Source organism: Enterococcus sp. MSG3290, from assembly GCF_050555565.1.
In the GTDB taxonomy this organism is placed as follows: Bacteria; Bacillota; Bacilli; order Lactobacillales; family Enterococcaceae; genus Enterococcus_B; species Enterococcus_B faecium.
In genome coordinates this window covers 755,419-768,642 of the sequence record NZ_CP187862.1, presented here as the reverse complement: position 1 = coordinate 768,642, position 13,224 = coordinate 755,419, and the positions used below count along the sequence as shown (strand labels likewise).

Annotated in this window: 12 protein-coding genes, 1 tRNA gene and 1 riboswitch; of the genes, 3 read left to right on the top strand and 10 right to left on the bottom strand. The window is 39.3% G+C overall.

Annotated elements, in window-relative coordinates; translation table 11 throughout:
• Positions 1-74 precede the first annotated feature (74 nt).
• A riboswitch (PreQ1 riboswitch) is annotated at positions 75-119 on the top strand.
• A gap of 23 nt (positions 120-142) precedes the next feature.
• Both IGL31_RS03540 and IGL31_RS03535 read left to right on the top strand, forming a co-directional pair.
• Positions 143-1,117 carry a nucleoside hydrolase gene (locus IGL31_RS03540; protein ID WP_002296444.1) on the top strand — a complete coding sequence of 325 codons (975 nt, stop codon included), beginning with the start codon at positions 143-145 and terminating at the stop codon, positions 1,115-1,117.
• A gap of 4 nt (positions 1,118-1,121) precedes the next feature.
• The gene (locus IGL31_RS03535; RefSeq protein WP_002289479.1) at positions 1,122-1,697 is read left to right on the top strand and encodes an ECF transporter S component; all 576 of its coding nucleotides are present in this window, start codon (positions 1,122-1,124) and stop codon (positions 1,695-1,697) included.
• Positions 1,698-1,763: 66 nt separating this feature from the next.
• Here IGL31_RS03535 and IGL31_RS03530 read toward each other — a convergent pair whose 3' ends face one another.
• The 7 genes from IGL31_RS03530 to rpoN form a co-directional block, all read right to left on the bottom strand.
• Positions 1,764-2,903 carry an ArgE/DapE family deacylase gene (locus tag IGL31_RS03530; RefSeq protein ID WP_086299816.1) on the bottom strand — a complete coding sequence of 380 codons (1,140 nt, stop codon included), beginning with the start codon at positions 2,901-2,903 and terminating at the stop codon, positions 1,764-1,766.
• Between the two features lie 398 nt (positions 2,904-3,301).
• Positions 3,302-4,600 carry a phosphopyruvate hydratase gene (eno, locus tag IGL31_RS03525; RefSeq protein WP_002292812.1) on the bottom strand — a complete coding sequence of 433 codons (1,299 nt, stop codon included), beginning with the start codon at positions 4,598-4,600 and terminating at the stop codon, positions 3,302-3,304.
• 115 nt (positions 4,601-4,715) lie between these two features.
• Positions 4,716-5,471 (bottom strand): triose-phosphate isomerase, encoded by a 756-nt coding sequence (tpiA, locus tag IGL31_RS03520; protein ID WP_002292815.1) that lies wholly within the window; start codon positions 5,469-5,471, stop codon positions 4,716-4,718.
• A 103-nt stretch (positions 5,472-5,574) separates the two neighbouring features.
• Positions 5,575-6,765, bottom strand: a complete 1,191-nt coding sequence (locus tag IGL31_RS03515; RefSeq protein ID WP_002295135.1) for a phosphoglycerate kinase — start codon at positions 6,763-6,765, stop codon at positions 5,575-5,577.
• A gap of 109 nt (positions 6,766-6,874) precedes the next feature.
• On the bottom strand, positions 6,875-7,876 hold the full coding sequence (gene gap, locus IGL31_RS03510) for a type I glyceraldehyde-3-phosphate dehydrogenase (protein WP_002292818.1): 1,002 nt from the start codon (positions 7,874-7,876) through the stop codon (positions 6,875-6,877).
• 40 nt (positions 7,877-7,916) lie between these two features.
• Positions 7,917-9,008: a sugar-binding transcriptional regulator gene (locus IGL31_RS03505; protein WP_179189377.1), complete on the bottom strand. Its 1,092-nt coding sequence runs from the start codon at positions 9,006-9,008 to the stop codon at positions 7,917-7,919.
• A 148-nt stretch (positions 9,009-9,156) separates the two neighbouring features.
• Complete coding sequence (gene rpoN, locus IGL31_RS03500; protein ID WP_002333142.1) at positions 9,157-10,491, bottom strand: RNA polymerase factor sigma-54; 1,335 nt, start codon at positions 10,489-10,491, stop codon at positions 9,157-9,159.
• Positions 10,492-10,550: 59 nt separating this feature from the next.
• Between rpoN and IGL31_RS03495 the strand changes: the two genes are divergently transcribed.
• Positions 10,551-10,622 (top strand) — tRNA-Arg (locus tag IGL31_RS03495).
• A 191-nt stretch (positions 10,623-10,813) separates the two neighbouring features.
• Here the strand turns inward: IGL31_RS03495 and IGL31_RS03490 are convergent.
• From IGL31_RS03490 to IGL31_RS03480, 3 genes are all read right to left on the bottom strand, one after another.
• The gene (locus IGL31_RS03490; protein WP_002333143.1) at positions 10,814-11,698 is read right to left on the bottom strand and encodes a polysaccharide deacetylase family protein; all 885 of its coding nucleotides are present in this window, start codon (positions 11,696-11,698) and stop codon (positions 10,814-10,816) included.
• 86 nt (positions 11,699-11,784) lie between these two features.
• On the bottom strand, positions 11,785-12,684 hold the full coding sequence (locus IGL31_RS03485; protein ID WP_086299818.1) for an RsiV family protein: 900 nt from the start codon (positions 12,682-12,684) through the stop codon (positions 11,785-11,787).
• Between the two features lie 16 nt (positions 12,685-12,700).
• Positions 12,701-13,207, bottom strand: coding sequence for an RNA polymerase sigma factor (locus IGL31_RS03480; protein ID WP_002295126.1), 507 nt, complete (start codon positions 13,205-13,207; stop codon positions 12,701-12,703).
• Positions 13,208-13,224 lie beyond the last annotated feature (17 nt).

Sequence of the window (13,224 nt, the reverse complement as noted above, 5' to 3'; positions counted from 1 at the left end):
ACTTGTAAGAGAGCATTTACATTCGCAATAAAAGCCAGTATACTAATTTCGTGCATTATAATCAAGACGCTCGTCTTGGACTGGTTCGGAAACTTCCCAGAATAAAAAACTAAGTATCTCTAAAGAAAGGAGATTGGAAATAATGCGAAAAGTAATTATTGATTGCGATCCAGGGATCGACGACACTTTAGCTTTATCATTAGCTGTCAAATCCCCTGATATCGAAGTAGTTGCTATTACCGTAGTTTGTGGGAATGTCCCTGCAGATATAGGTACGCAGAATGTGCTGAAATGCCTGGAACGCTGTGATCGTTTAGACATTCCTGTTTATCAAGGAATGGAAAAACCTTTGAAGCAACCTTTCATCAGTGCACAAGACACTCATGGTATGGATGGTTTAGGGGAAACAAATTTCCCGATGATCTTGAGAAAACAGGCAGAACCTCTCCATGCCGTTGATTTTTTGGCTGATTATTTCAAAGAAAAGACAAATACATCAGTCATTGCTTTGGGTCCTTTGACCAATATCGCTTTTGCTTTGAAAGTCAACCCAAATATTGGGAAACATATGGATCGTTTTGTCTCGATGGGTGGAACTTACAAAAGCCATGGTAACTGTTCGCCAGTTGCTGAATACAATTACTGGTGTGATCCTGAAGCAGCTTCTTATGTATTCGAGAATCTCAAACAAACGATAGAAATGGTTGGGTTAGATGTGACAAGAGAAATCGTCTTGACACCGACTATCCTCGAATACTGCTGTCAAATGAATCCTGAAGAGGGAGAGTATCTAAAAGCGATCACTCGTTTTTATTTTGACTTCCACTGGAAACAAGAAAGAATTTTAGGATGTGTCATCAATGATCCGTTAGCTGTTGCTTATTTTATCGAGGGGGCCATCTGTGAAGGTTTCAAAAGCTTCACTGCTGTGGAAACTCAAGGAATAAGTCGTGGACAAACATTGGTTGATCGTTATGAATTTTGGCAGAAACCTGCTAACAGTAAAATTATGACAAAAGTAGATACTCGTCTTTTTTTCCGAAAGTTTTTAACCGTTCTTTTAAATGCACAAGAAGAAACGATTATGAAAGATTTGGAAAGGTTAAAGATGGGCTAACAAAATGAATAAAAACAAAATGGCAACTCGCGTACTTACAGTGATGGCTTTGTGTATTGGGATCAATTATATTGGAGGAACGATTGCTTTATGGCTTCGTTTGCCAATCTATCTCGATTCTATCGGAACGATTTTTGCTGGTGCATTGCTTGGGCCTGTACCTGGAATGCTGACAGGATTGTCCAGCGGTATTTTAAGTGGAGTGACTACAGATATTTTTTCTCTGTATTATTCGCCAATCCAAATTCTCACAGGCTTGCTTGCTGGATTGATTTTGCCAAGATATCTCGGCAAAGATAAAAACAGCTTGAAACTGTTATTACTCGCTTTGATTTTGTCGGTACCTGGAACGATCGTTTCTTCGATCATTACCGTTCAGTTATTTGGCGGGATCACCTCCTCAGGATCCAGTATGATCGTTCAGCTATTACATGGGTTAGGTTTAAGTCAGACAACAAGTGTGATCTTGGTACAGGCAGGTACAGACTACCTTGATCGTTTGTTGTCTATCGTCGTTGTTTCATTAGTCATCACTATGTTGCCACAACGCTTGATATATTCAAAAAGAAAAATAGGCTGAATAAACAGAGCTGGATTAGCAAAATAATGCTAATCTGGCTCTGTTTTTTCATTTATTAAAAAAATCTTACGCTAAGTAGGATAAAATAATTCCTTGATATTTTTCAATCATATCCAAATAATTATCGATTTCAACATACTCATCTACTTGATGAGGCAAAGTAACGACACCAGGCCCAAAGACGACAAAGTCGAAGGAATGGTTAGCTTTCGTAAATTCGGCTGCATCCGTTGTTGCTGCCGCTCCAACTAAAGGTAATGGCTGGCTGAATTGTTGCTGAATGCAATGAATCAAAGGAGAATCTGGATCAGCTTTGACAGGTATTTTGTTGTAATCGATCATCAATTCCAAATGATAGTCTGTCTCTTGATTCAATTCATTGACGATTGATTGCAGCAATGCAATGATTTTATCATTTGGGTATTCTGGAATCGATCGAATGTTCCCTTGGAGCTGCGCATGGCTTGGGATGCTGTTGACTTGATTCCCGCCACTGATCAATGTAACATTATGGATTGTTTTTCCTAGGACAGGATTCTCGATTGTTTCAGCGAGGTGATTCATTTCAGCATTTGCTTTCGTAATGAATTCATTTAGGTGATTGATTGCATTATAACCTTGGTCTGGCATAGAGCTATGCGCTTCTTTTCCGTGCGAGGTGACTGTATAGTTGATTGATCCCATGTGCGTATACATCAAACTGTAATTGGTTGGCTCTCCGATGATCAAGGCATCTAAGTCATCTACATAGCCTGCTTTCGTGAGCTGTTCCCCACCTAGTTCACCCACTTCTTCTCCGACAGTGGCTAATAATTTGACTGTTCCGTTAAATGGTTTTCCTGACTCTTTCAGTTCGATCATGGCAATCACCATTGCTGCCAAGCCACTCTTCATATCTGTAGCACCACGTCCGTACAAACGGTTCCCATGGATTTCTGCTGCAAAGGGTGCATAGGTCCAAGACGATTCATCACCAGCCGCCACGACATCCATATGCCCAGATAGGCCTAACACTTTTCCTGATTGGCCCTTTTGGTAACGAGCAATCAAATTATCTCTACCATCTCTGTAAGAAACAATCTCTCCTGTTATGTCATGCTTTGCCAAAAGCTTATTCAAATAGGCTGCTACTTCACCTTCGTTTCCATTCACTGATTTAATTCGGATGATCTCTTGTAAAATCACGATTTTTTCTTCTTTTTTCATCTAATCCTCTCCCTTGCCATTTCTTTTTATTGTATTTGAGTGTGCTCGAATTTTCAAATAGGAGCAACCAAAGTAAAAATGAAGAAAGAGAGCCACTTTATGAAAAATATGCTGCTACTTCCCTCCTATTTTATTTATACGAGAGGGCTTGCTCATAGATTCCTATTCTACTGTTCTATCCTTAAAAGCTCTTATATGATGCTAGTTATTGTTAGCTTTCCTTTTTCAAGGATGATCTTTTCTTGTACCATTCTTTGTAAACATCATATACAGAAGCTAGTTGCAAAAAAACTCTCTACCTGCTGATATTTCAGCAAGTAGAGAGTTCGATTACTTAACTAAGTGATCATACTCGACTATCTTTCAATAGTCGATCATGTATCTTCATTAGAAAAGAATTATTTGTTTTTTAAGTTGTAGAAAGATTTCAAACCTTTGTATTCTGCAACTTCACCAAGTTGGTCTTCGATACGTAGTAATTGGTTGTATTTAGCAATACGGTCAGTACGTGATAGAGAACCAGTTTTGATTTGGCCAGCGTTTGTTGCAACAGCGATATCAGAGATTGTTGAATCTTCTGTTTCACCAGAACGGTGAGATACAACTGCTGTGTAGCCAGCTTCTTTAGCCATTTCGATAGCTTCGAAAGTTTCTGTTAATGTACCGATTTGGTTCACTTTGATAAGGATTGAGTTAGCAATTCCTTTTTCGATACCTTCAGATAATTTTTGAGTGTTTGTTACGAACAAGTCGTCACCAACTAATTGAACTTTGTCGCCTAATACGTCAGTTAATTTCTTGAATCCGTCCCAGTCGTTTTCGTCTAATCCGTCTTCGATTGAGATGATTGGATATTTAGAAACTAATTCTTCGTAGAATTTGATCATTTCGTCAGTTGTTTTTTCGCCTTCGCCTGAATCAGCTAGTACGTAAACACCTTTTTCTTTGTCGTAGAATTCTGAAGAAGCAGCATCCATAGCAAGAACAACGTCTTTACCAGGTACATAGCCAGCTTTTTCGATTGCTTCGATGATTACTTCAAAACCTTCTTCGTTTGAACCAAGGTTTGGAGCAAATCCACCTTCGTCACCAACAGAAGTTGCTAATCCGCGAGCTTTCAAGATTGAAGCTAATGCGTGGAATACTTCAGCACCCATACGTAGAGCTTCTTTGAATGTTGGAGCGCCAACAGGCATGATCATGAATTCTTGGAAGTCGATTGAGTTATCAGCATGTGATCCGCCGTTGATGATGTTCATCATTGGTGTTGGCAATACTTTTGTGTTGAATCCGCCTAGGTAGTGGTATAAAGGTACTTCTAGGTAGTCAGCAGCTGCACGTGCAACAGCGATAGAAACACCTAAAATAGCGTTCGCACCTAATTTACCTTTGTTAGGAGTTCCGTCTAAAGCGATCATAGCTTTGTCGATAGCCATTTGGTCACGAACATCGTAGCCAATGATTGCTTCAGCAATGATGTTGTTTACGTTGTCGACAGCTTTAGTTACACCTTTACCGCCATAACGAGCTTTGTCTCCGTCACGTAATTCAACTGCTTCGTATTCACCAGTTGAAGCACCTGAAGGAACCATTCCGCGGCCAAAAGCTCCGCTTTCTGTGTATACTTCTACTTCGATTGTTGGGTTACCACGTGAGTCTAAGATCTCGCGAGCGTAAACATCAGTAATAATTGACATGTTTTGTCTCTCCTTTGAGTTTGTTTTTTCCTAAGGGATTTCCCTCATATACGATTTTAGTTAATTTTGCTCATTAGTGCAAACATTTCTTGCATTTTTCGCAAATTTTCAACAATTATTTTACAGCGTCTAACAATGACAAGAATGAATCTGCTTGCAAGCTTGCGCCACCGACTAAAGCACCGTCAACATTTTCTTTTGCCATGTATTCAGCAATATTTTCTGGTTTTACAGAACCGCCGTATTGGATACGAACTGCTTCTGATACTTCTTTTCCATAAAGTTTTTCAACTGTTTGACGTACAACTCCACAAATTTCGTCAGCGATTTGTGCGTCAGCTGATTTACCAGTACCGATTGCCCAGATTGGTTCATAAGCAATAACCATGTTTGACACCTGTTCAGCTGAAAGATCAGCTAAACCAGCTGTAATTTGTCCTTCGATCCATTCAGCAGTTTTGCCTGCTTCATAGGTTTCTAAAGATTCGCCGCAGCATAGGATTGGTGTCATACCATTTGCAAAGATAGCTTTTGCTTTTTTATTGATGTCTTCGTCTGTTTCATGGAAATATTCACGACGTTCTGAATGTCCGATGATCACATAATGAACACCTAGATCAGCAAGAGCTGCTGGTGAAGTTTCACCAGTGAACGCACCTGAGTTTTCCCAGTAGCAGTTTTGTGCTGAGATTTTTAGTTCTGTACCTTCAGCTGATGTCATTAATTCTTGTAAGAATAATGCAGGAGATCCGATGACTGAATCAACTTTGTCATTTGAAGGGATTTTGTTTTTTACTGCTTCAGCAAATTCTTTTGCTTCTGATGCAGTTTTGTTCATTTTCCAGTTACCTGCGATAATAGGTTTACGCATTGAGGAACACACTCCTTAATTTATTGAAAAATGGCTAGGGAGTCATGAAAACTCCCTTCACCTTTTGTTCGATTACTCGTCAGAATTGAGCAAACTTGGTCGTTTATTTATCGTTGATTGCTGCTAGTCCTGGTAATTCTTTACCTTCAAGCAATTCCAAGCTTGCGCCGCCACCTGTTGAGATGTGTGTGAATTTGTCAGCAAATCCTAATTGTTCTGCTGCTGCGGCTGAGTCTCCGCCACCGATGATTGTTGTTGCGCCTTCTAAGTTAGCGATTGCTTCACAAACACCGATTGTACCTTTAGCAAAGTTACTCATTTCAAATACACCCATAGGTCCGTTCCAAACAACTGTTTTTGCACCTTGTAATGTATCAGCAAATAATTTTACTGATGCTGGGCCGATGTCTAAAGCCATCAAACCATCAGGAATGTCTCCTTCGATTACTTGTGTTTCAACATCATTTGAAAATTCTGGTGCACAGACATTGTCGATTGGCAAGACAAGTTTGTCGCCTGCTTTTTCGATTAATTCTTTTGCTAGTTCCACTTTATCAGCTTCTACTAGAGAGTTACCGATCTTGATTCCTTTTGCTTCGTAGAATGTGTAAGTCATTCCGCCACCGATCAAGATTTTATCTGCTTTAGGAATCAAGTTTTCGATTACGCCGATTTTATCAGAAACTTTTGCGCCACCAAGGATTGCAATCATTGGGCGTTTTGGTTCTTCTACTGCTTCACCGATGAACTTGATTTCTTTTTCCATCAAGAATCCAGCAACTGTTGGGATACCAGTTGAAGCGATACCTACGTTAGAAGCATGCGCACGGTGAGCTGTACCGAAAGCATCGTTAACAAATACATCGCCTAATGAAGCCCAGTATTTACCTAGTTCTGTATCATTTTTGCTTTCTTTTTTACCGTCAATATCTTCAAAACGTGTATTTTCGAATACGACAACGTCGCCGTCATTCATGTTGCGGATTGCTTCTTCTAATTGTTCTCCGCGAGTTTCAGGTACGAATGTTACTTCTTTACCTAATAATTCGCCTAGACGTTTTGCAACTGGAGCTAAAGATTTTCCTTCTTTATCTTCTTCTGTTTTTACACGTCCAAGGTGAGAGAAAAGGATTGCTTTTCCGCCTTGTTCTAGAACGTAGTTGATTGTTGGCAATGCTGCTTTGATACGAGTGTCGTCAGTGATCACGCCGTCTTTCAAAGGAACGTTGAAGTCAACACGGACAAGAACTTTTTTGTCTTTTAAATCGATATCTTTCACTGTTTTCTTAGCCATTTTATTTCCTCCTGAATAAACTTATTATCAAAAAAAGCGGAAGAAGCGCGATTGCTTCCCCGCTTTTAAATGTACATGTCTATAATTTACACTTGTACGTTTGTCTATCTTATAAGTTAGCGAAGTATTCTAAAGTACGTACTAATTGTGCAGTGTATGACATTTCGTTGTCGTACCAAGCAACAGTTTTAACTAATTGTTTGTCGCCAACTGTCATTACTTTAGTTTGTGTAGCATCAAATAATGAACCGTAAGTCATACCAACGATATCTGAAGAAACGATTTCGTCTGTGTTGTATCCGTAAGATTCGTTTGAAGCTTCTTTCATTGCTGCATTGATTTCGTCAACAGTTACTTCTTTTTCAAGAACTGTTACTAATTCTGTTAATGAACCTGTTGGTACAGGAACACGTTGAGCAGCTCCGTCTAATTTACCATTCAATTCAGGAATTACTAAACCGATAGCTTTAGCAGCACCTGTTGAGTTAGGAACGATGTTTGCAGCAGCAGCGCGTGCACGGCGGAAGTCACCTTTAGGATGAGGTCCGTCTAGAGTCATTTGGTCACCTGTGTAAGCGTGGATAGTTGTCATTAATCCTTCAACAACACCAAATTTGTCGTTCAATGTTTTAGCCATAGGAGCTAAACAGTTAGTAGTACATGAAGCACCTGAGATAACTGTTTCTTTACCAGTTAATGTTTCGTGGTTTGTGTTATAAACGATTGTTGGAACATCGTTTCCGCCAGGAGCAGAGATAACAACGCGTTTAGCACCAGCTGTTAAATGTTTTTCAGCTGCTGATTTAGAAGTGAAGAAACCAGTACATTCTAGAACGATATCTACGCCTAGTTCGCCCCATGGTAATTCTTCTGGGTTGCGGTTAGCTAATACTTTAACTTCTTTTCCGTTTACGTTGAATGAACCTTCATGAACTTCAACTGTTCCGTTGAAACGTCCTTGAGTTGTGTCGTATTTTAACAAGTGTGCCAACATTTTAGCATCTGTCAAGTCGTTGATTGCTACTACTTCGATTCCATCTACATCTTGGATACGACGGAATGCTAGACGTCCAATACGTCCAAAACCATTAATACCTACTTTAACTGTCATTTAAGATTTCCTCCTTATGAAAATCAAAAAAATATTTATTTTAAAGGGTTACCCCTTTTAAAATCTCATTTGCAGCAGCTTCATCAGTGATGAGCCACGTTTGGTTTGGTGCATTTTTCATATAAGCTCGAATTGCTTTGGCTTTTGATTTTCCGCCCGCGATTGCCATGATGATCGGGACTTTTTCCAAATCTTGCAATTCTATGCCGATTCTAGGGACCTTATAAACGACTTCACCTTTTTCATTGAAAAAGTAGCCAAAAGATTCCGCAACAGCATTTGCTTGTTTCAGCATGACTAATTCTTTTTCAGTCATCTTACGACGTGCTGCCATGTGTAATGCACGCCCAATACTATGAATAACACAATTCGCTTCACTAATCAAGTTTAAGACTTCTTGGATAGATGGCTCATTGAGTAAAGAATTGTAAGTTGCCAGACTTAATTGTTCCGGAACATAAAGTGCACGGTGGTTACCGTTTGCTTTAGCAGCCATTCTTGCACTGACAGAATTTGCCTGTACAGTTATCGCTTCACCAATCCCGCCTCTTGCAGGGACAAACAGGTTATGCCGTTTCTTATTTTCCAGATTAGACAATTGTTCGGCTACCACAGCCATAGTAGTTCCTCCCATCACAGCGATGATATTCTCGCCTTCTGGAAGTAGTCGGTCTAGGGCTTCGCTCAGCGCTTCGCCGAATGCATCAGCCACTTTGGTCTGCTCTTCGCTGTTTCCTGAAACAACGATACAGCGTTGGTTACCAAAATATTCTGCCAACTGTTGTTCGGTTTGATGCGTACCTAAAAGCTGATCCATGAAGTTTTCAAGGCTTTGATAAACTTCTTCGCCCTTAGTTGTCAGCGTCATACCGCTTTTTGAGGTGTCGATCAAATTCAGATTTTTCAAAAGGTCTGTTTCTGTTCGTAATACTCGTTCTGTGATCCCCATACTTTCCGATAAACTTCGACGTCCAATCGGCTGCATCCAATAGATATTTCGTAAAATTTTATAGCGTTCTTGCAACACTTCGATAATATCTGGTGCAACAGATTCAATCATTTTTATTTCATCCAGCATAGCGATCTCCTTAGTTGGACACTTTACGTCCAATGTAGACTTAAAACGACCCATATACGATAAAAAAAGAAATTAACTATTCGAATTTCACATCAATAAAGGGAAATCTCAACCTCACGACTGTAAGTCTAACAGTTTTGCTCTTGTTTTTCAACTAAAAAGACTAGAAAAAGTGAAATACTTTTTCTAGTCTTTTGACTGATTAGTTATCATAACGTTTTCTTTTTGATGAACTCGGGATTCCTAATAAATCACGATATTTTGCTACTGTTCGTCTTGAGATCGCTATCTCATCTTTTTTCAGCAATTCAACCAATTTCTGGTCAGACAACGGCTTGTTTTTGTCTTCTTGATCGACTAATTCCTGCAACTTTTTCTTCGCTGTATCTGCTGAAAGGTCTTCTGTCTGTTCTGTACTATTCGTAGGAATTCGTGTAGTGAAAAATTTTTTTAATTCAAATACACCGAAATCTGTTTCCAAATATTTCCCGTTGACTGCACGACTGACCGTGGATTCATGCACATCTATCTCAGTTGCAACTTCCTTTAACGTAAGAGGCTTGATTGGACGTTCCTTGTCGATAAAGAAAGCTTTTTGCCGGGAAACAATGACTTGAGCAACCCGCAAAATTGTATCCCCACGTTGGAGGATCGTTTTCTTCAACCATTCGAATTCCTGTTTCCGTTCTTTTAAATAATTTTCAGTTTCTTTATCTGCTTGTTGTGACATTTGTTTGAAGTAACTCTCTTGAAAGCGTATATTTGGCTGATTTTTTCGGTTTGAGATAACTTGTACATTTTTATCGTCGTCCACTAATACCCGGACATCAGGAATAATGTACAATTCGCTGCTACGGTCGAAAATCCGGCCAGGGCTTGGACTCAACGTTTGTAAATAGTCGAATATCTGCTGAACAGCATGTAGATCAACAGAAAAACGTTGTGCGATTTCTTTCCATTTTCGCTCCACCAGTTCCTCAAAACATTCTTCCAACACGATATAAGCTAATTCCGGCGCATAATCATCTCGTTCTGTTTGAAGCATGAGACATTCTTGCAAACTACGTGCACCTACTCCAGCTGGTTCTAATTGCTGAATCAGAGTCAACGCATCGAGCATTTGGATAGGCGTAGCTCCAATCTCTTTTCCGGCTTCTTCTAAACTAATCGTCAAAAATCCGTTCAAATCGATGTATTCTACAAGATAAAGAACGATTTTCCTCAAAAAAGTATCTCGGTAATTCAAATGGACTTGTTCGATCAATGAATCAAATAAAGACCCTTTTGTATCAGGAATCTGATTTAGGTAATTTGTCTCTTCTCCTTCATAAGAAGATGAAGAAGCTTTTATGTAATCTGGCTGCCATTCCGGCTCAACAACTTCCACCAATGGATTTTCCATTGCTTGACTCTCAACGAATGCCAACAGCTCCTCACTGTTATATTGTAAAACTTGGATGGACTGTTGCAACTGTTGCGTCATGGCTAGTTTCTGTGTCTGCTGCTGTTTTTGTGAAAAATTTTGCTCAAATTTCATTTTTTTGTCCAATCCCCTTGTAATTTTTTATCTGTTTAGTTACAATTATCCCAGTGCTTGCGTCCTTAGTGTAGTGGATATCACGTAAGATTCCGGTTCTTGAGACGGGGGTTCGATTCCCTCAGGACGCGTTCTACTGCTATTTTAGCATAATTTACGAATAGTTGCTTCTTTATTTTTAAGTGAAAACTGTCCGCCAAAGAAAATTGGTGGACAGTTTTTTGTTGTATCTGTATAGATATTGTTAAGCCTTTGCAAGTAAGGTAGTTATGTGTTCAACTACTTATTCAAATGTGTTATTTATTAAAGATACTTGTCTCACTTACTGAACTGGTCGATGATCATTTCTGCCATAGTAGTTCTCGACAGCCGTTGGATGCCCTAATAAATCGCCAACTGTCGTGATGCGATAGCCTTGCTCTTTCAGATAATCGATCACTTGAGGAACGGCACGAATCGTTTCAGGATAGATATCATGGAATAAAATAATTGCCCCATCGTATACTGTTGCTTGGATCTTCTGCAAAATCAAATCAGGATTTCTTGTCTTCCAATCTTCTGAATCAACAGACCATTCGATGATCGGTCGCTGGATGATCGTTGCTCCTACATTCGTGACAGAACCATAGGGCGGACGAACAAAAGCGGGGGTTTTGCCAGTGACTTTTTTGATCTCAGTGTCTGCTTTCGTCACTTCCTCCGTCATCGACTGGGCAGAAAGAGTGGCCAGATTCTGATGATCGTATGTGTGATTGCCAATCTCGTGCCCTGCTTCAGCTGTCTGCTTCACGATTTCAGGATGCTGCGCCGTATTTTCTCCTAAGACGAAAAAAGTGGCATGCACGTTTTTTTCTTTTAAGATTCGCAGAAGCTGCGGCGTTGTGGTCGCTCCTGGTCCATCATCAAAGCTGATTGCGACGCTTTTGACAGCCGTATCTCGGCTCGTTTTTGTACTGTCTTGTGTTGATTGTGATGACTGACTTTGTACCTTTTTCGCTGATTCTTGAATGGCTTCTTTGACGTTAGCTGTTTCAGTTGATTGGCTTTTAATGGTTGATTGTTCTGATTGTTTGAAAGATTGTGACGAATGCTCCGAAGAGTGTGTTTGCCCTTTTACTTCGGTGATCAAGGAGGCCACCGAAGTAATTTCGAAAAACAAAAGCACGGATAAAGCAATAATACTGATAACTAAATAATTTCTTTTCACTATATCTCTTCTTTCTCTTTTTCTCTTCTTATTATTTACTTGTACTTACTTGAAAATTGAAACTGCTAGTCGCAACTACTTCTCGTCTAATGATCCAAATAATCTTCCGATGCCAAAATCGTTTTTGTCACGGACTTAGGAATGACAAATTCTGGTGTACCCATATAACCAGGAGCAATTTCGTATTGAGAAAAAGTCAAAACTAATTGATGCTCTTTGTTCAAATAAAAACTTCGTGTAGGCGTAACAAGTGTTGGTTTTTCTATCGTCCCTTCTTGAATATCTTGCTCAGTCCAATAGTACTTAGATGGATCTTCCTTGACTTGTTCGGCCATCTGCCGTTTGACTTCTTTTGTCAAAACAGATAGATAGGTGTCATCTTTGAATAAGAGTGGAAGTGAGAGCTGGACACTGTTTTTCTTGTCGATTATGTCGTATCTTTTTTCAACATGGCTATCTGCTGCTGTTTGGGTGATCTGCCTTTCAATCACGAGAAACCGGTTATCGTCTACGATTTTCTGATAATCTCCCAAAACTTGGTAATGATCCGTTTCAAAATTTCCATATTCTTTTTCAGCTTTTTCAAAATCTGCTTGTCCTTCGCGAAAGTATTTTTGATTTAATCCATGAATTGTTTTATTTTCTTTCTCATTTTGTGTATTGATCTTCGGTACCTGAATATCGATTTTTTCAGATCGATCAGTAAAGCGTTCGCCTAAAATCAATTCAATGACTGATCCTAAGATGGGTAAATCTTCTGCAAAGCTTCGAACTTGACTATTAAAAAGAAGGCTACTTGTTGTAATCATCACGATAGCCAAAGATACTCCGAACCCTTGGAGACGTCTCTTTCTCCGCCTTGCTTTTATAAATGATTGCTCTTCGATAATAAAACGCTGGCGGATCTCCTCTTTAAGCCCTTTGGGAATTGCTTGTTCTTTATAAGTTTTCTTTAGTTTTTTTAAATTTTCTTTTTGGGAATACATGGCACTCTTCTCTCCTTCATTCTAGGATTTGACGTAAAGCATTCAATGAGCGGTACATTTTCGTTTTAACTGTGTTTTCATTCATATCCAAGATAGTTGCAATTTCTTTCAAACGAAATCCTTCAAAAAAGTAGAGGATCAGAATCTCTTTTTCCGGACTGTCTATTTTATCTAAAATCATATGGAGCTCTGCAACGGAAGTTTCTAAAGGTAACTGTTGGGGGATATCTTGAATTTCAAATAAGTCCACAGGCGTCCTTTTTTGTCTGCGCCAACTATCTAATGCCGTGCGGATCAATATCCGATAAAACCATGCACTAAAATGCTCGATCTCTTTTTCTTTTTCAAAATAGTTCAGGGCTTTATGAAAACTATCTTGCATCACATCTAAGGCCTCTTCTTTATCATGTACGTAATTCATCGTAATACGGAACATTTTTTGATAATCAGTTTCGATGAGTCCATTCAGCAGGTGACGGTATTTTTCGATCTGCCGTTTTTTCTTATATCCAGTAAAAATCATTCTCCACTCCTTTCTGC